This is a genomic window from Pseudoalteromonas sp. ATL1 (assembly GCF_058933015.1).
Genome location: NZ_JBZYXL010000001.1, coordinates 373932 through 392015 on the forward strand (window position 1 = coordinate 373932; position 18084 = coordinate 392015).

Sequence of the window (18084 nt, forward strand, 5' to 3'; positions counted from 1 at the left end):
CCCGCACAATACGTCGTTTAAAGATGTCACACGTTGTAGCCTTGGAAGTACGCTAGCGTGCCTCTCGGCTACAACAAATAAGAAGGCAAACGAAGCAATACACTCTAGAACATAAAAAAGGTACAATCTTCTCCTAAATAATACTCTTTTTTCACTTCGTACGATGAGTCAACCACTCTTCCATTTAAGCGAAACACAAGGAAAATTATGTTTTGGCCAATTAGAGTCTTTTTTCATCTCATCCTTTTTAGCTGTTTATTAAGCACATCATTCTTTGCTTATTGTTTAGTCCCTAAAGCTCCTGCATGGATTGATGTACAAAAAAATCAAAGCAATCCGACTCAATCCGTCAATATATGGTGGCCAACGTCAGAACAAGCAACAAATTATGTTGTCGAAGTTTTTATGCCTTCTGGCAGTGGCTGGTTTAATATTTTGGAACATCATCCTTCTACCCATGAGAGGCTCAAAGTAAACCGATTTATTCCTACAGGTAATTACTATGGCCCACAAGAAGCGGGTTTCGCGCAAATTATCGATATGTCCGCAGGGCATTTCACTTTTAGGGTTAAAGCATGTAATACAGGTGGTTGTTCTGGGTACACTGGTGGCCATAATTATACGCAAAGAAGTGCAGCAGCTTACTTCTCAGGCCCTCTGTACTCAAATCCTGCACCAAGATTACAGGCGATTGACAATAGAACCTTTGAAATAACGCACTTTTCAACATCCGCACATAGTTTAACGGATACTAAGATAAATATTCTTTTAGAAGGCGAATTTCTGGAAGACATCGACTATATTGAACAGCTATCTCCGTTCACAGTCTCTGGTCCATGGGGAAGCTATCAATGGACTTCAAGATACAAGCTCAAAGAAAACATGAGCTCGGCTAGCTTAGCTTTTAGCAGCTCTGAGTGCATTGCTCATCAATCTTGCAGCACTATGAGTATACCAAGTGAACGATTGTCATTTGGAGCTATACAAGCACCTGAAATTAGCCTTTTTCGTGCCGATGCTTATCGCTCTAAGCTTTCTTGGCACAAAGTACCATACGCAGATCACTATATTGTAGAATATAGCGAACAGCAAAACCCTCCTCTTAACTGGCATGCTAAAGAACAGACCTCAGAGCACCATTTATATTTGGAAGATGACCTTTCTAAAGCTGCTTGGGTTAGAGTAAAAGCATATAACCGTTCATCTAACGAGTATTCTCGTTACTCTGAGCCACTTCAAGTGTTAGCCCTTAAAGAGCCTCAAAATTTAATCGCAACTAAAAATGGTACACAGGTAATATTAGAATGGGAAAAAGTTGATAACGCTACTCATTATGAAATAGAAACCAGAGAAGATAATTGGGAATGGGTCAATGCAACCGAGTCACGCCATATTCTGATAGAAGATAGGGACCTAACTCATCTCAACAAAGCCAAGTTCAAAACACAAAACCATGGCAAGAGACAGTTTAGGGTTGCAAGCTGTTCGCCTCAGAAGTGCTCACGTTTTTCAACCCCATCGAGCTGGATTGAGTACAATGAAATACTTTCTCCCCCTAGTCAACCTACTGTTCTAAACGCCCAAAGTGGATTATCAATCTCCTGGGAAGAGATAGATGACGCCCAAAACTACTCGGTCGAGATGTTAGTTAAAGGACAATGGATTAACTATACGAGCTATCTAAATTTCAAATCCAAAACGAACGTTGTTGGCCATCAACACTCTGGTGGTTGGACACGATTTAGGGTTATTGCATGCAATCAATTTGTCTGTTCATCCCCCTCTTCTCCATCTTCTTGGCTAGGCAATTACACTAAACCCATGACTCCAATGCAACCAAAGATACGCTCGTATGCAGATAGTATTGAAGTTGCGTGGGAAGACAATTCTGATTCGAATGAATTTGTTGTAGAGGAAAGCTCCAATGGCATAAATTGGATTAACATCACCAATGAACTCAGCCTTAGCTCAACACACTTTTCAGTCATTCGCCCGGCTGGTTTATATGCATATAGAGTAGCTGCGTGTGAGTCTGGCAATTGTTCAGACTTCTCACCTAGCACCCAATATGTTACGACTTACGACCAAAATAACATTTACCCGCCTCGTGCTATACTCGTCACACCCAGCCGTAAAGAAATAACAATAGACTGGGAAAAAGTGGTTGGTGCCACCCATTATAAACTTGACTTGAAGGCAAACGATAATGATTGGCAGCATGTTACTACAGTAGGACAATCGGCTAATAATACCGAAGGGAAAATCTCTTTTAACCATGCTCCACGCATAGGTGGTGATTTTGAGTACAGAGTATCTACGTGTATACGATTAAGCTCGGGAGAATGGTGTACAAATGAGTATCAATATTCAGAAAAAATTAACCATACCGTTCCGTTTGATTATACAAATCCAACTAAATTACTGGCAAGTAAGCAGGGTAATCAAATTATTTTGAGCTGGGAAAAAGTTAACGCAGCCGATTTTTATAAACTGAGTTTAAGTGTTGATGATCAACTTTGGGATGATGTGACAGAAGTGGATCAACCTTCAATGGCAACACAAAATGAGATCTCTTTTTCCCACTCCCCTCATACCTCAGGAAAGTTTCAATATAGTATTACAGCATGTGAAACGCTTAATGGTAAGCCTAGTTGTTCCGGCGGTTACACTCTATCTAACATCATTGATTTCCAGCTACCAGAGTGCAGCTATACTCCAACATTGACAGTAGACAGCGAAACTTCGTCACTAAGTTGGTGCCGATTGACTTATAATGATATTAAAAAGTATGAAATTTTCATTTCACAATGCAAAGCTAGTTGCAGTAACAGCCCATCTAGAGAGTGGACGTGGTTTGATACCCGCGAGGCCTCAAGTATTCCTTTTAAAGAATTTTCACCTCTCGTGGGAAATTATTTATTTAAAGTAAGAGGTTGCACAACCTATAACCAATGCTTTTCCTGGAGTAATGTACAGCAATCAGAGCTTTACGATTTAGCTCAGGCTCCCAGCTTATCTTTTAATCGAAGTGCTAAACAGCTTGAATGGTCAGCGATTGAAAATGCCAAGCACTATATTCTGCAAAATGCTTCATATGATGTTCAGAAACATGCACAACTTTCAGAATGGATCAATATTTCAGAAAATCTCATAAACAAATATTACAAAGTCGATAGTAAAAGTGTTGGAACAACGATCTATCGAGTGAGGGCCTGTTTCACAAATGTATTATGTACTAACTGGAGCAATACTATTTCCCATAAACCACCCAAAGGAATTATTTTTGTCCACACTGATTTATTAGGTAATCCTATCTCGGAAAGCCAATAGTTTCCTGAGTATCATGAGGTTACAAGACGATAAATCTGAAACTTTTACGGTTTATCGTCAACCTAAAGCCTGTTTTATGAAGATTTAACTGCAAACAGCACATTTTATTTTGCCAGCTTTGAATGAACATTAGCGAGCTCCAAGCCTAGCTGCATTTCGACATTTCCGTGCTCATTATTATTTGATTTGTGATTTTATATACCTTTGACTGACTCTATCATTTAAAGGCGTTGTTATAAGTCAACCGTCATGTATCGCAGATACGCAACGAAAGGATATTTTCAACTAGAACTATATTATTGGAGGCTTAAAGGCTGAGTTTTAATGGAAAGCTATATACAAAGTAATTGAATGAATAACCAAAGTGAAGTGGTTGCGGGAGCCGGATTTGAACCGACGACCTTCGGGTTATGAGCCCGACGAGCTACCAGGCTGCTCCATCCCGCGCCTGTTATTAAGTTGTATTTTACTTCTAACCTAACTAAAAGAAGTGGCACCAATTAAGAATTGGTTGCGGGAGCCGGATTTGAACCGACGACCTTCGGGTTATGAGCCCGACGAGCTACCAGGCTGCTCCATCCCGCGCCTGTTATTAAGTTGTGTTTTACTTCTAACCTAACTAAAAGAAGTGGCACCAATTAAAAATTGGTTGCGGGAGCCGGATTTGAACCGACGACCTTCGGGTTATGAGCCCGACGAGCTACCAGGCTGCTCCATCCCGCGCCTGTTATTAAGTTGTGTTTTACTTCTAACCTAACTAAAAGAAGTGGCACCAATTAAAAATTGGTTGCGGGAGCCGGATTTGAACCGACGACCTTCGGGTTATGAGCCCGACGAGCTACCAGGCTGCTCCATCCCGCGCCTGTAATCAGAGACTTAAGCTCTGAAATTTACTCTTTGAAAAACAAGATTTTCAAGCCAGTTCTTCGAAGAGGTCGCCATGATATAGGATTAAATGATAAATGCAAGCTTTTGCTTGCAAAAAGAAACTCAAGCGTTCAAATATCAACCAAAGCGCAATATTTAGCTACGATGATGCGGCGTGATCAACTTCTGCCATTGCCAATCGGGGTGGCCCATCACAATAAAGTCTGGGTTTTCCGTTATCTCTCGCTGATTGTACGTAAGCGGATTAAATTCTGCATCCGTGATACAACCACCAGCTTCTTCCACAATCACTTGAGAGGCACCCGTATCCCACTCGCCAGTTGGGCCAACTCGCATAAAACAATCAGCCTTGCCCTCGGCAACAATACAGGCTTTCAATGAACAAGAACCCAATGCGATGGTGTCAAAGTGGCTATTTAAATATTGGCTTACTGCTTCTATTTTTTGTCGTCTGCTAACGGCTAACGTTAAACTTTGCGGGGGTGCAACGTAGATCTGATGCTGCTCCTCACCCGTGCGCTTGAAAGCACCATTGCCTCTCGTTGCATAATAGGTAATATTCTTTGCAGGCCAATAGATCACCCCAAGCACGGGCTGATTGTTCTCGACCAAGGCGATATTCACCGCAAAGTCACCACTTTGTAGAATAAATTCACCGGTGCCATCCATAGGGTCGAGCAACCAATAACGCTGCCATTGCTGTCGTTGTGATAATTCAGGTATCGGGGTTTCTTCGGACATAATGGGAATATCGGGCGCAATCTCTCTAAGGCCCGCGACGAGTACTTCATTAGCTGCTAAATCAGCTGCTGTAACTGGCGTGTGGTCTGATTTTTCCCGCTCACCAATGTCATCATTCTGATAAATTTCCATGATCACATCACCCGCTCGTTGCGCAAGTGAAATGCAAGGCTCTAGCAGTGTGTGCATATTAAACCTCCTGGGCTAAATGCTGTTGCAACAATAAAAGTGCTGCAACACTGCGTGCTTCCGTAAAATCACTTTGTGTTAGTAACGATTGCCAATCATCTAACGGCCATTTTACGGTTACTAAAGGTTCCGGTTCATCTCCTTCAAGTTGTTCTGGGTAAAGCCCTTTTGCCACCAAAATATGCATTTTTGCATTGAAATAACTAGGCGCTAACGACAACGTCTTTAAGTCGCAGAAATGCGCTGCACCAAAACCAACTTCTTCTTTCAACTCTCGATTACCAGCTTCGATAGGTGTTTCCCCCGGGTCAATTAAGCCTTTAGGAAACCCCAGCTGATAATTATGCGTTCCTGCACAATATTCTCTGACTAATAATAGCTCATTTTCAGCGGTCACAGGCACAATCATGACCGCACCTCGGCCACCACCACGAATGCGTTCATATTGGCGCTGCTCGCCATTAGAAAATTCCAATTGCAACGACTCCACGGTGAATAATCGGCTTTTTGCTGCCACTTCACAGTGTATGATTTCCGGTGGTGTTGGATGCTTTTTCTGTGACATAAGATTTTATTTGTTATCATGGCTATTAAACTTATCATAAAGCCTTTAAAGACAAATGCCCATGCTAAATTGGTCTGAAATTGACACCGTTCTGTTTGATATGGACGGCACCTTACTCGATTTACACTTTGATAGTCATTTTTGGCTGCACGTTATTCCGCAAGAGCACGCCAAAAAACAAAATATTTCTTTTGATGAAGCCAAAGCCGATATTCTTAAGCGCTATGAAGCCGTGCAAGGACAAATTCAGTGGTATTGCCTTGATTACTGGCAAGCACAGCTAGACTTACCGATTATGGCGCTCAAAAGAGAAATTCAGCACCTGATCTCGCTGCGTGAAGATGTACCTGAATTTTTAGACGCCTTAAAAGCAGCAGGTAAAGAGCTGATTGTACTCACTAATGCGCACCCTGATAGTTTAAGTCTAAAGGTGGAACTTGCTGATTTTGCGCATTACTTTGATTGTTTGGTGTCAACCCACGAATATGGTGTCAGTAAGGAAAGCCAAGACTTATGGCACAAAGTACAGGCTGACTTGAAGTTTGATAAACAGCGAACGCTATTTGTTGATGACAGCTTAAGCGTGCTTAGTGCGGCCCGCGAATATGGTATTGGCCACCTACTTGCTGTCGCTAATCCAGACAGTAAGCAGCCTGTAAATACCATTACAGACTACTTATCCATTACTGATTACAGAACGTTATTGCCTATCAGTTAGGCTCAGCTTGGGTAGCGCGCTTGCAAACCCGCATATACGTTCTTTGCAAAGTCTGGATGCTCTGTATCTAGGCTTTTGACCACTTCAACCAAGTGTTCATTATCTTCTTGTCCATTCCATACCTTGATGTAGCTACCTTCTTTATAACCATTATCTTGACGGAAGAAGTTAAGTGTATTTTTACCCACATAACCACGATATAAATCATCGATATCCATACCGATTTGTTGCATACAACCCGCAAACGCTTGTGCATTAAATTGTTTATCTGCAACAGCGCTAGCAGCAAGTACTTCAAGTGTTTGTTTGAAGTCGGCTTCTGCTACTGGCTGGCTAAGCTCTGTTGCCAACTGCTCAGCTAGCGCTTCATAGCTGGTTGTGCCATCGATACGCAGCGATAGACCAAAGTGGAAAATATCCACCAGCTCTAAAATGACTTGCTCTGTATCTGGTACTTGTTTTTTCCACCACTTCCAACCGTAGTGATCTAGCATCTCAGCACACTCAACCCAAATTGCGCGATACCATTCAAAACCTTGGTTAAACCACTGCTCATGCACCTTAGTGTTCATGGCATTTTGCATTTCTAACATCACGACTAGCTTAGTGATATTGGCTGACATTGCGCTCTCTCTTTATTGTGTGAAAAGACCTGTATCATACCCCACTCAAAGGTGTGTTCACAGGTCCATAATCGGTTTTGTGGTCCTTGTTAGCGACCAACGCTAACGATTCTCCAAACGGTTATAGTCAAATAGACCGTATTCAATACCTTGATATTGCTTCGCTACGTTATGCAGTAAATCGCTATACTGCCAAAATTGCGGATGCGTGCGACGTATCGCAAATTGTGCAGTCAATTGTTGATAATCAGCTTCACTACGCACCTTGCTCAGTCCTTCGGAAAATGCGTTAGCGTTTTTATCATTGGCTAAATACCAGATCACTTCTGGATAATCGCCAATGAAACCAGGTACCAAAGTTGCAGTATCTTCATCATAAGCCCGCTGCCCTTCTTCATTAAGCAAACTAGAAATATTGTAGTGCGCATTGTGATGTATCAAAGTAAAGGCGTGGTGTTCACCATTCGATTGCCTTTGCAAAATAAACGATACTTGTGGCAACACATTAATCGCTTCACTGGGCAAATGATTAAGCCGCGCTAAAACGCCTGCAACAGCTTGATAATCGTAGCGATTATTCAACACAGGCTTGAGCGTCGCTTGCATTTTTTCATACAGTTCCGTTTTAGGATCATCTGTTACGAACTCAATACCTGTTGGTGCTGCAAGTAAACTCTTACGATTAATAAATTCGCTTAAGCTGACATGCGACTTACGATACCAATGATTTTTTACCTGCTGTCGAACCTGTTGCGGTAACATATTGATGAAGTTCTGCTCACCTTCCAGACGTAAAAAATCCATGTATAACCGAGTCACCAATTGATGACCAATATTGCCATACACATCAAAGCCCGCCACCAACAAGTAATGAATACGTTCAAATAAGGCATAATCCAGTAACCACATGGTCTTGGGTGGTTGTCCAACAAACCCCTTCACCACAGTTGCACTATCAAAATGGCGGAACACGGTTAACGCAGCATTATCGTTATATCCCTCGCCTTGCCAAATTAAATTCATATTCAATCGCTTACCATCAGCGAGCAACTCATTGGCGAGTTTCGTTTTAGCTTGTAGGTATTCATGCTGGCGATTGGCATACTTTGCCCAGCTCGCTAAAGGCAACACATTACTTTGCTCTGCAGCGGGGAGCGCTAAATCCTCTTCATGACGCATCAACAGCTCGCTGACCGCTGGCAGGCTATTTTTATCCGGATCAACAAAGGCCACCCAAAATTGGTCATTGATCACGTTAAGTGCAATTTGCCCACGACACACTGGCCCTTTAATAAAGCCATTGATGATCAGCTGAGCCTCGTCCAACATAAACTGATATTTAGACTTCACTGGGATCGCAGCAAACGTTTTAAATGGGTTAGACGCCTCCTTAGGCGCATAACTTGGCAAGCTATCAATCTGATAATCTGCTTGAATAAATTGTTTATCCAAACGCGTTAATTTCTGCTCGGTCAATGCCAACGGCATATGCGTTTTTGACAAGATAGTACTGCGCTCATGCATCAAGCGATAGTAAACACGCGCTACATTTGGGGCATCATAAGGACGTCGTGTGCCAATGAGTTTGATAGGGCTACCTGGCGGTGTGCTTGAACGCACGAGTTTAAAAAAGCTTGGGCGAGCGCTGCTATTTTGCTCTGGAAAGTAAATATTGGCTAAGTACCAGTGTTCATAAATATACCGCGCCGCTAATTGCGCTTTAAGCGCATCTTGATTGAGGAACTTCTCCCATCGATCCACAGCCTGTTTTTCACTGGTAAGTGGTTCGGGAGTTTGCGCCATTTTGGCACCGCCTTTAAGCCAACTTTCAATTTGTTTAAATTCGCTAGACTCAAGAGCGGGCAGACCATACGGCATCCCGCCATGAGGCTGACTTTTGGCATACTGCGAAAATTCATCCATATTTGGGCAACTCTGTGCTCTATCGAGTGAAAAGTCGAACTCATTGCCTAGTAAACCCTGCTCAGGAAAAGGTTTACTCATTTTCAACAACAACGCATTGTAAAGCACGCTGCCAGCCAAGTTTGCCTGTTCATGCTGCTGACGCTCATTAAGCACCGGGGTAAAACCTTTGTCACGCCACTGAGCGGTGGAGGTCGCGTCAAACAATAAACGAGAAGGCGCTTGCGCAAGCAAACGTGTGCCATCGTATACTCGCTCTTTGCTTAGCCCCCTATCAATCCCCTCAGGTGAGGAAAGCTTCAATTGACACGGCGCATCGTAACAACCATGGCAAACAACACAACGCTGCTCAATAATGGGTTTGACAAGCTTCAGGTAATCACTGCCGTGAGATTGTTCAAAAGCAACTTCACGTACTTGGACACTTTGCTGCCCGTAATGCTCATCGTATTGGCTAAACCCTAATGCCATGCACCCAGACAAGACCAAGGCCGTACACATTAGCCACAAAGCACGCTTTTGCATTTAAATCTCCTCTTCTTCGCCTAAATCAAACGTCGGCATCATTTCCATAGGGGGAGAAATAAACATAGTATTGTCCTCAAGACTCAATACCGCACTGAGAACGGGCCCTCGATTGAGAATGAGCTGTGCTTGGTGCTCACCTTCTATGGCACTCGCATGTTGACTTTGCTCTACAGTAATTTGGTAGTCCGCTAAATTAATACTGATACTTTCATCTGCCTTAGGGTTTTGGCACAAATGTGCGATCAGCGTCTCATTCAAAATAACCTGCATTGTAAGATCTGGCTGTGCCATATCTCGTTGCTCAATGTGTTCGTCTAAAAAGAAAAGGGGTAAACTCAGCGGGGTGTTTTCAGATAATTCCATAACTTATACAACGCAGTAAATTCAATAAATGCTCACATACTAGCACACATTGAGTTTTCATACGCCTATTGAGCGAAGAGCCCACCATAACCCGTAGGCTCGACCAGCTCACATTACCACGGCAATGTTTCACCGTTGGAGTGCCAAAACCCACCTGTGTTATCAAGGTTTAGCGCTTCTATTCTTTCGCGTAAGCGCTCTGCAGCTTGCTGTGGTGAGATATCACCGGCAAAGTTCACCATTTGGGTTTGTACAAAACCTGGGTGAAACAAACCCACTGATATTTGCCTATCTTTAAGTTCGTGCGCCAAACTCACGCTCGCCGCGTTTAAAGCTGCCTTCGACATACGATAGCCAATATAACCACCAGAACCGTTATCTTCAATCGATCCCATACGACTGGTGATCATCGCTACTTTACTATTCGCTTGGAGCAAAGGTAATAATGCATGGGTCACTCGAAGCGGAGCAATTGCATTAATTTGTAGCTGCGTCTCAATGGCATCAAAGTCCATATTAGCCAATGTTTCATTGTTAAATACACCTGCATTGTTGATCAAAATATCGACTTTTCCTGTCGCTAGCTTGTCCGCTAACATATTCACCTGTTGTTGCTCTGCAACATCTACACCAGAAACAACCCGAATACCTAACTCATCTAACTCAGGTGAAGAGTTACGCACAACTGCAGTGACTTGATCTCCTTGTGCTTGGTATTGTTTGCAAAACTCCAACCCGATCCCTCTGTTTGCGCCCGTTATGACAACGTGTCTATTCACGATCAACTCCTTCAATATTGATTTTTAAAATGAAAGTATAGGATTTCTGAAAACGACTAACATAGCATGGATTTATAACAGAACAGAGCATCTCTGCTATGCTCAGTATAAACAAGTTACTCTGCTACGATTTGCAATGCGAAAACCACTCGTTTTCATGATTAGCCTATTGCTCTGCCCGCCAATATCAGCCGAAGAGTATATAGTTAACGTGAGTGAAACTTTAACTTACCAAATAGGTAAGGAGAAAACCGCCAATACCTTAAATGCCATCTATCAAAGTGTGTCCATTAAACCAACAATTGTTTATCTTCCCACCAAAAGAGAACTAAAGTTATTAGAAAATGGAGAAATTGATGCGGATGCAGGCAGAGTGGAAGTCGCCATGCAGGGCTTTAAAAACATCGTAAAAGTAACGCCCCCATTATCTGCTGTTAGCCTATATGCTACTGTGTGCACCCAGAAGATTGTAACCTCGATCAACAAGACGGTTTTTTAATTTTACAAGGCAGCTTGTTTGCCGATATGTTTTGTCGCAACAAGGGACTGACGTGCAATATTGTTGCCAATGATGTATCTGCTTTTCATGCATTAAAGCGAAATCAAGCGCCCGCACTAATAGCCAATGACCGATTCTCTGCGGGCACCTTGTGTGCGTCTGGTATTGAGCATGTTTATGTAAAAGCGCTCACTAAAGAACTCACCGCCTATCATTACATTCATAAAAAACATGCTGATTTGATCCCACAACTTTCTGCTGCTATTGAAAAAATAACAACGCAACGACTCAAACAATTTGCTTTTAAAAATCTGGTTGACGCAGCCAAAGAATGTGACATGCCAGTAACCGAGCTTCCCAGTGATTTTTCAATGAACACGGGGCATTGACAGACATGCTAAATAAACGGTTTTGCCGGTATTTACTTGCTACGAATTAGGGTCATTCTTATGTTAAAAGTTATCTTTGCCTTCATTAGCTTACTTTGTTGTGCTATCGCAAATGCCAGCGAATACGTTATCAATGCCACTGAAGGAGTAGCATATGAACTGGGAAAAGAAAAAGTCGAACAAGTCATGCGAGCAATTTACGCCCCCTTAAACATCTCGCCTCAGGTTGTCTACCTACCTAGCCGCAGAGAACTCAAACAGGTTAATAACGGGGTGTTTGATGCCGAAGCAGGACGAATCGATGGCATGGAAAAGCAGTACCCTAATTTGCTAAAAGTCCCGATTCCCATATCAAGTTTTAGCTTAGCTATGTATTGCATTAAGCGCTCTGCATGTTCTGAAAATAGTGGTTTTTTGATTATTCAAGGCGCTTTATTTGCCGAACGGTACTGTCGGCAACATAACCTAAACTGTAATAAGGTTATGAATGATGTTTCTGCATTTCAAGCCTTGCAAAAAGGGCATGCGCCCGCGCTCATCGCCAATGATAGATTCGCCACAGGAAGTCTATGTAACTCAGGTATACAAAAAATCTACTTTAAACCAGTGAGCAAAGTTCATTATGTATACCACTACATACATAACAAACATGCGCATTTACTTACTAAGCTCACTGAGTCAGTCATGCACCTAACACAAACCAATGTGCTATCTGAGATATTTCAGGCTTTGCCCGATGCTGTCAATACATGTGATATAGCGATAGTACCGCTCGATAGCTAAGCGTTGCTAATTAATTGATAGATAATAATTATGACTATTGTTTTGGTTAGTGACAGGCATCGCACGCAATCATTGCTGGGCGAGCCATTTTTTGACAGCTGACTTGGGATAAAGTACGTCTTTAAACAATCGATGGCGCTCATATTCAAGTGCTTTTTCCTGACTCGGTAAACCCAATTGGATCTGACTGTGGTGGCTGTTAAATCGCGCGATAAGATTAAACTTTTGCGCGCTGCTATTTTTCACACGTTGCAAATGAGATTGTAGATAATGCCTCACATCGTCTGCCGTCATTAAGCCCATTGCATCTAAATTCATTAGTTCTTTTTTTAATGTTGAACGAATACCCATATTGCTTAGCTCCTCGTCATAGATTGCAACAATCAACTCATTCAAATTCGGCTGCAAGATACACACCAAATACTTCAATCACATTAAAGACCCCAAATTCTCTTAAAAAGTTTCGTCGCTTATCGCAACATCACGGTATACTAACGCAAAGATTTGGGAGATAAGACGATGTTTGACGAACAGCCAGAATATATTGAAATTGAGCTGGAAGAAGAGCCTATAGAACTATGTAACTTACTGAAAGTTTTAGATTTAGCTGAAACAGGTGGGCAAGCAAAAGCGCTCATTGGTGAAGGCTACGTTGCGGTGAATAATGAAGTATGCACCGTGAAAAGAAAAAAACTTTACAGTGGTGACACGCTACATTTTGATGGCGAGCATTACCAACTCACCCTAGCTGATGGTGTTGAACCAACTCCACGCGCCGTGTCCACACCAGTGCAAGAAGCACCAACTCAGCGCAAAAAACGCAATAGAAGTCGTAAAAATAAAAAAGATGCAGATACTGGACGTAAACCAATTTCGTTTGGCTAGTCTGTCTAATCCGCCTAGTGTTGGGCGCTTTGAATATCACCTGTAAACTGGTATTTTTATGGCGCTCGAAAGGCCTTCAAACACAACTCACACAGGTTGCCAACCTTTCTAGCGTTAGCTAGGTGCAAAATATGCCCCTTTAACCTGTTCAGAATAAAAGGAAGATTATGTCTATTTGGTTCCGCCCTATTGATCTTGCATTTTGTAAATCGCTAGATGAAGGTATTCATGGCAAAGGCTCATTAATGAAAAAGCTGGGTATTGAGGTGACTGAAATTGGTGACGACTACATGGTCGCAACCATGCCGGCAACGCCCGATCACCATAACCCATTAGGGATGGTACATGGTGGTGCTAATGTTGCCTTAGCCGAAACCGTGGCAAGCTACGCCGCTAACTTTGTTGTCGACTTTGAACGCTACTATTGTGTGGGTCAGGAGATCAATGCCAACCATCTTAAGGCATCTAGAGATGGCATATTGACTGCCACCGCAAAACCGTTTCATCTAGGAAAACGCAGCTCGGTATGGGATATACAGATCACCAATGCCAAAGGGGAATTGTGCTGCATTTCTCGCATGACAGCGGCCGTTGTTGAGCGTGCTAATTCACGTACCTAGCGAGAATTTGATCGTATACGCCATTTCTTCGAATGGCGTCTAAGCCGAGGTTAAAGCGACTAATGATCTCTTGTGCATAGGGGTGTGTGCGACTCACCCCAATATGCAATGGCCAACTCACCAAAATAGGGTAATGGAGCTTTAACTCTGAGTAAGTGGGTGTTATTGACATTTCGTAATTGAATGCCAATGCATCAGCAATGGCAAAGTCTGCACGTCCTTTACTGACCAATTCTAAACAGGCATGTAGGCTCAGCACATTAATCACGCGCAAATGCTCAATATTTTGTAACAGCTCGTGATAGGCATATCCTCTGATCATGGCAATACTTCTAAAGCGTAAGCTTTGTGCGCCCCGAAACACCATTTTACTCTCTCGCTGACCAACAATTGCTAACTCATTGTGGAAATAAGGCTTGCTAAATAGCATGGTTTTATGACGCTGCTCAGTCCACCAAAGCGCCACAATTAAGTCTATTTCTTGATTCTCGACTAATAACATCATTCTGCTAAATGGCGCAATTTTCACTTCAAATTCGATACCTTGCGATGTGAATGCGGCTTCCAATATGTCGGGTACTAGCCCACTACCATCTTCGTTAATGTAGGGGGGTCATGGATTGTGACCCCCTGTTAGTTTCATGATCTCTATACTGGCATTTGCATACAGCGTCACCAGCCATAAAAAGGCGATTATCCATTTCACTGTGCACCTACAAAGAATGATCTTGATGCAATGAGTGTAGTCGAATTAATTTAACTATTTGCAACATTAATACCTCTGTATCAGTGCAAAGTATAAAGAGTCTAGAGGCGATAATATGACTTTGTTATCATGCACTCATTAGAATCAAAGCAGCTTAAATGATGGACCAAATAGATACTTTAGTGATTGGCGCAGGAGTTATCGGTTTAGCCTGTGGCGCAAAACTAAGTGCCCAAAACGATGTGTTAGTCATTGAACAACACGCTCAATTTGGCGAACACACCAGCAGCCGAAACAGTGAAGTGGTCCATGCGGGGATCTATTACCCGACCAACAGCCTCAAAGCACAACTCTGTGTTGAAGGTAAAGCGCACCTTTATCGACACTGCCAAAAATATAATGTGCCCGTTAGTAAAATTGGTAAGTTATTGATCGCAAATGGCGAGCAAGAAATTGAAAAGTTGCACGCCCTCCATCAACAAGCGGGTGCGAATGGCGTGTCTGATCTGCACTTTATGAAACACAGCGAACTTGAGGAAAAAGCACCTCAGATCAGAGTGCAAGAAGCACTATGGTCCCCTTCAACGGGGATCATAGATAGCCACCAATTAATGCTGTCTTATATTCACCAGTTAGAAAGTAACGGCGGGCAATATGTGGGTAATACGCGGTTTTTGTCTGCGCAATTTGATGGCCGTCACTTTATCGTCTCATTAGACTGCGATGGAGACCTATTCACGCTCCAGTGTAAACACCTGATCAACGCAGCAGGGCTATTCGCTCAGCCATGCGCGCAAAAAATAACAGGGCTTGCCTCAGAACACGTTCCTAAGCTTTATTATTGCAAGGGTCAATACTTCAATTATCAAGGAAAACACCCGTTTAAGCATCTGATCTACCCTATGCCTGAACAACATGGACTCGGTATACACGCAACGCTTGATTTAGCGGGCCAACTCAAGTTTGGGCCCGATACAGAATTTGTTGAAAGCTTAGATTACACGCCCAGTGAACATAACAAAGCAAACTTTGTAAACGCAATTTCACGTTACTGGCCAGCAATTGATGAATCGAAATTACATGCCAGCTATAGCGGTATCCGACCCAAGTTGCTGCTATCTGGTGCACAAGATTTTGTGATCCAAGACAGCCAAACTCATGGACTGCCGGGGCTTATCAATCTGTTTGGTATTGAATCTCCAGGATTGACCGCAAGCCTTGCAATTGCCGATCGTGTCGCAGAAAAGCTTTTTTAGTCGTCGTCTAAGTTCACTTTACATTAAGCTGTATTTCAATAAGATAGCGTGCCCATTTAAATTTTGTAAGGATACATAAAATGCATTACTCATACGCACTTTCCTGCTCGTTAGCATTACTACTTGCCGGCTGTGGCGGTTCCTCTAATGATCATAATTCACAGCAGCAGGCTAGTTTTGTTGTCAAGTCAACACTCACTGTAGATACCAATGAAGATACAGCCACAACCATCGATATCAGTGCAATCAAACTGCCAAAGGAAAATGAAACTCCGACCTTTGACCTTGCCTTGCTTCCTGTATTTGGCACGGTTTCGGGTAATTACCCCACCCTGACCTTTACACCTCATAGCGACCAATATGGCAGCGACTCGTTTAGCTACACATTACAGCAGGATGGACAGCGAAGCGCATCTGTCACGGTAACCATTAACATCCAACCAGTCAACGACAAAGCACAGTTTACAAGTACGCCAGAGATATCAGCGAACATCGGTGAACACTATTCTTTTCAGCCTACAATCTCTGATGTGGATACAGAAAACGACTATCGCTTTGAGATAACAAATAAACCAACGTGGGCGGACTTTGATACCAGTACAGGACAATTATCTGGCACACCTACATTGCCAGAACATATGGGACAGTTTAATGGGATCGTGATCACCTTACACGATGGCGAATACAACGTGACAGTCCCCGAATTTAGCATTTTTGTGGACGCACAACCGTGGCAACAGCTCGCTCATTTACCTGGATTTGAAGGGAGTCATATTCAAGCAACAGCACACAATGGGCAACTATTTACTCTAGCCCACAACTATGCATGGTCTTCTGCCATGATATGTCATAGCGCGCCAGCCAAAGCACCTTATTTTTCAACTCTCGATATCAATAATGGAGAATGGCAAAGCCTCACCACGCCAACGTTGCCGCGTTTTTATTACCAAACACAACAAGTGGGTGGGAACATCTACTTATTTGGTGGCACACAAGCGTGTAGTAGCGGCTCCGATCCTGTCACGCAAATGGAAATTTATGACCTCGCGAGTCAGCAATGGCAAAGCGTGGATAGCCCAAGCTTCACACCATCAAGCCAAACCATTACTGCCACTTGTCGTTCTGAGCAACACATTTATGCTTTTACGCATAACAACGATGTTAATTCGCTATTCACTTTCGACACGGCCACTTTGCAATGGCAACAAACGCCATACTCAGCCGAGCCAACACAACCCGTGGTCAGTTGCGCGATTAATGGGCAGGTCGCGTACTTGCTCAGTGATGACACAACTTCAGAACAACAGCGATTAACGATGCTTGATCTCAACACACACGCTACAGCAGCCTCAGAGCTGATCCCGCAGAGCGAATCTGGCAATTATGCCGATATGACCATTTCAGATAACACACTTTACATACTCACCGCGAAACAACTGTCTGGTTATGCGCTTGATACAGCTCAATGGCAGTCCTTCAGTGCTAACCCTTATGCCCAGCAAGTTCAGGATAGCACTACATACTATCTGCGTGATTTCCAGTTAGTAAATGATGGTAGCAAGCTGTATTCCGTTGGCGGGGCTTTTACTACTCAGTATGAGCGACTTATCTTTCAATACGATAAACGCTTCGATAGTGCACAATAGCCTCTCAAGTTTGAAAACACTCGGCTTTGCAGAAGCTGAGTGTTACTTATTCCCTGCAATTGCTTGATCTATTTTTTGAGTTCGCTCATCCATTAACTTTTGAATGTTTTTAGCATCCATCATTAACTGTTTTACATCGGTTGATGACAACGCGGATGGATTCTTAAGTTGTGAATCTATTTGTGCTTTGCGCGCCGCCAGCTCTTTAAGAATGGACGTATCTTCTGCTGCCATGACGGTGATACGGCTCGCATCTAGGGTATGAGTTTGGCTCTCTCCTTGGCTATTCGGTTTATCGGAGTAAACCCAATTGCCGTTTTTATCTTGCCACTTATAAATTGTGCCACTCGTTGAAGATGCATTGGAAGTCGCTTCACTGCTGGTTGATTTTTCTAGTGTGTTATTAAGGGCCTGTTTCGCATCTCGGTATTGCTCTGTTGCCTTTCGCTGAACCTGCTCGCCAACATCACCTATGTCTAACCAAGGTTTACCATCAGGTCGCTTCAACACGGTTAACGATGCCAATCCCACTAACATGGCCATGATCATTAAATAACTAAAATACTTCACAAGGTTACTCCTACTTCAACCAGAGCAACAGCATACACCCGTCGCAATAAAAAAGCACAACCGAAGTTGTGCTTTTGCGCCTC

The 18084-nt window shown here is 43.0% G+C and carries 18 protein-coding genes and 4 tRNA genes; 9 read left to right on the forward strand and 13 right to left on the reverse strand.

Features of this window, described 5'->3' with window-relative positions; translation table 11 throughout:
• The first annotated feature begins 207 nt into the window (after positions 1 to 207).
• Entirely contained in the window at positions 208 to 3330 is a 3123-nt protein-coding gene (locus tag AC5FX4_RS01755) for a hypothetical protein (protein WP_493604817.1), read from the forward strand.
• Positions 3331 to 3700: 370 nt separating this feature from the next.
• Here AC5FX4_RS01755 and AC5FX4_RS01760 read toward each other — a convergent pair.
• The 6 genes from AC5FX4_RS01760 to nudE all read right to left on the reverse strand — a co-directional run bounded on the left by AC5FX4_RS01760 (position 3701) and on the right by nudE (position 5713).
• Positions 3701 to 3777: transfer RNA gene (locus AC5FX4_RS01760), tRNA-Met, on the reverse strand.
• Positions 3778 to 3838: 61 nt separating this feature from the next.
• Positions 3839 to 3915, reverse strand: a tRNA-Met gene (locus tag AC5FX4_RS01765).
• Between the two features lie 61 nt (positions 3916 to 3976).
• Positions 3977 to 4053, reverse strand: a tRNA-Met gene (locus AC5FX4_RS01770).
• Between the two features lie 61 nt (positions 4054 to 4114).
• A tRNA-Met gene (locus AC5FX4_RS01775) sits at positions 4115 to 4191 on the reverse strand.
• Between the two features lie 162 nt (positions 4192 to 4353).
• Positions 4354 to 5148, reverse strand: a complete 795-nt coding sequence (gene cysQ, locus AC5FX4_RS01780; protein ID WP_493604818.1) for a 3'(2'),5'-bisphosphate nucleotidase CysQ — start codon at positions 5146 to 5148, stop codon at positions 4354 to 4356.
• 1 nt (position 5149) lies between these two features.
• Positions 5150 to 5713: an ADP compounds hydrolase NudE gene (gene nudE, locus AC5FX4_RS01785; RefSeq protein WP_493604819.1), complete on the reverse strand. Its 564-nt coding sequence runs from the start codon at positions 5711 to 5713 to the stop codon at positions 5150 to 5152.
• Between the two features lie 61 nt (positions 5714 to 5774).
• On the opposite strand from nudE, the gene yrfG reads away from it, so the two are divergent.
• Positions 5775 to 6431, forward strand: a complete 657-nt coding sequence (gene yrfG, locus AC5FX4_RS01790; protein WP_493604820.1) for a GMP/IMP nucleotidase — start codon at positions 5775 to 5777, stop codon at positions 6429 to 6431.
• Between the two features lie 2 nt (positions 6432 to 6433).
• Here yrfG and AC5FX4_RS01795 read toward each other — a convergent pair whose 3' ends face one another.
• The 4 genes from AC5FX4_RS01795 to AC5FX4_RS01810 form a co-directional block, all read right to left on the reverse strand.
• Positions 6434 to 7054, reverse strand: a complete 621-nt coding sequence (locus AC5FX4_RS01795) for a dUTP diphosphatase (protein WP_493604821.1) — start codon at positions 7052 to 7054, stop codon at positions 6434 to 6436.
• A gap of 102 nt (positions 7055 to 7156) precedes the next feature.
• A complete protein-coding gene (locus AC5FX4_RS01800) occupies positions 7157 to 9502 on the reverse strand; it encodes a fatty acid cis/trans isomerase (RefSeq protein WP_493604822.1) in 2346 nt (781 codons plus the stop codon).
• Complete coding sequence (locus tag AC5FX4_RS01805) at positions 9503 to 9868, reverse strand: hypothetical protein (RefSeq protein ID WP_493604823.1); 366 nt, start codon at positions 9866 to 9868, stop codon at positions 9503 to 9505. It abuts the gene before it with no gap.
• Positions 9869 to 9981: 113 nt separating this feature from the next.
• The gene (locus AC5FX4_RS01810) at positions 9982 to 10647 is read right to left on the reverse strand and encodes an SDR family oxidoreductase (RefSeq protein ID WP_493604824.1); all 666 of its coding nucleotides are present in this window, start codon (positions 10645 to 10647) and stop codon (positions 9982 to 9984) included.
• 211 nt (positions 10648 to 10858) lie between these two features.
• Between AC5FX4_RS01810 and AC5FX4_RS01815 the strand changes: the two genes are divergently transcribed.
• From AC5FX4_RS01815 to AC5FX4_RS01825, 3 genes are read left to right on the forward strand one after another with little or no spacing between them, the layout of a single operon-like run.
• Positions 10859 to 11146: a hypothetical protein gene (locus AC5FX4_RS01815; RefSeq protein ID WP_493604825.1), complete on the forward strand. Its 288-nt coding sequence runs from the start codon at positions 10859 to 10861 to the stop codon at positions 11144 to 11146.
• Positions 11101 to 11535 (forward strand): hypothetical protein, encoded by a 435-nt coding sequence (locus AC5FX4_RS01820; RefSeq protein WP_493604826.1) that lies wholly within the window; start codon positions 11101 to 11103, stop codon positions 11533 to 11535. Before AC5FX4_RS01815 ends, AC5FX4_RS01820 begins: the two co-directional genes overlap by 46 nt.
• A gap of 60 nt (positions 11536 to 11595) precedes the next feature.
• Positions 11596 to 12318 (forward strand): hypothetical protein, encoded by a 723-nt coding sequence (locus AC5FX4_RS01825; protein ID WP_493604827.1) that lies wholly within the window; start codon positions 11596 to 11598, stop codon positions 12316 to 12318.
• A 69-nt stretch (positions 12319 to 12387) separates the two neighbouring features.
• Here AC5FX4_RS01825 and AC5FX4_RS01830 read toward each other — a convergent pair whose 3' ends face one another.
• Positions 12388 to 12726 carry a hypothetical protein gene (locus tag AC5FX4_RS01830; RefSeq protein ID WP_493604828.1) on the reverse strand — a complete coding sequence of 113 codons (339 nt, stop codon included), beginning with the start codon at positions 12724 to 12726 and terminating at the stop codon, positions 12388 to 12390.
• Between the two features lie 111 nt (positions 12727 to 12837).
• On the opposite strand from AC5FX4_RS01830, the gene AC5FX4_RS01835 reads away from it, so the two are divergent.
• Positions 12838 to 13203, forward strand: a complete 366-nt coding sequence (locus tag AC5FX4_RS01835) for an RNA-binding S4 domain-containing protein (RefSeq protein ID WP_493604829.1) — start codon at positions 12838 to 12840, stop codon at positions 13201 to 13203.
• Positions 13204 to 13370: 167 nt separating this feature from the next.
• Entirely contained in the window at positions 13371 to 13823 is a 453-nt protein-coding gene (locus tag AC5FX4_RS01840; protein WP_493604830.1) for a PaaI family thioesterase, read from the forward strand.
• On the opposite strand, the gene AC5FX4_RS01845 is transcribed toward AC5FX4_RS01840, so the two are convergent.
• Positions 13807 to 14391: a substrate-binding periplasmic protein gene (locus tag AC5FX4_RS01845; protein WP_493604831.1), complete on the reverse strand. Its 585-nt coding sequence runs from the start codon at positions 14389 to 14391 to the stop codon at positions 13807 to 13809. The genes AC5FX4_RS01840 and AC5FX4_RS01845 overlap by 17 nt on opposite strands.
• Before the next feature lie 296 nt (positions 14392 to 14687).
• On the opposite strand from AC5FX4_RS01845, the gene AC5FX4_RS01850 reads away from it, so the two are divergent.
• Together AC5FX4_RS01850 and AC5FX4_RS01855 are read left to right on the forward strand one after the other, a co-directional pair.
• Entirely contained in the window at positions 14688 to 15785 is a 1098-nt protein-coding gene (locus tag AC5FX4_RS01850; protein ID WP_493604832.1) for an NAD(P)/FAD-dependent oxidoreductase, read from the forward strand.
• A gap of 80 nt (positions 15786 to 15865) precedes the next feature.
• Positions 15866 to 17431 (forward strand): Ig-like domain-containing protein, encoded by a 1566-nt coding sequence (locus AC5FX4_RS01855; protein ID WP_493604833.1) that lies wholly within the window; start codon positions 15866 to 15868, stop codon positions 17429 to 17431.
• Positions 17432 to 17473: 42 nt separating this feature from the next.
• On the opposite strand, the gene AC5FX4_RS01860 is transcribed toward AC5FX4_RS01855, so the two are convergent.
• Positions 17474 to 18001, reverse strand: a complete 528-nt coding sequence (locus AC5FX4_RS01860; protein ID WP_493604834.1) for a DUF4124 domain-containing protein — start codon at positions 17999 to 18001, stop codon at positions 17474 to 17476.
• Positions 18002 to 18084: the final 83 nt, after the last annotated feature.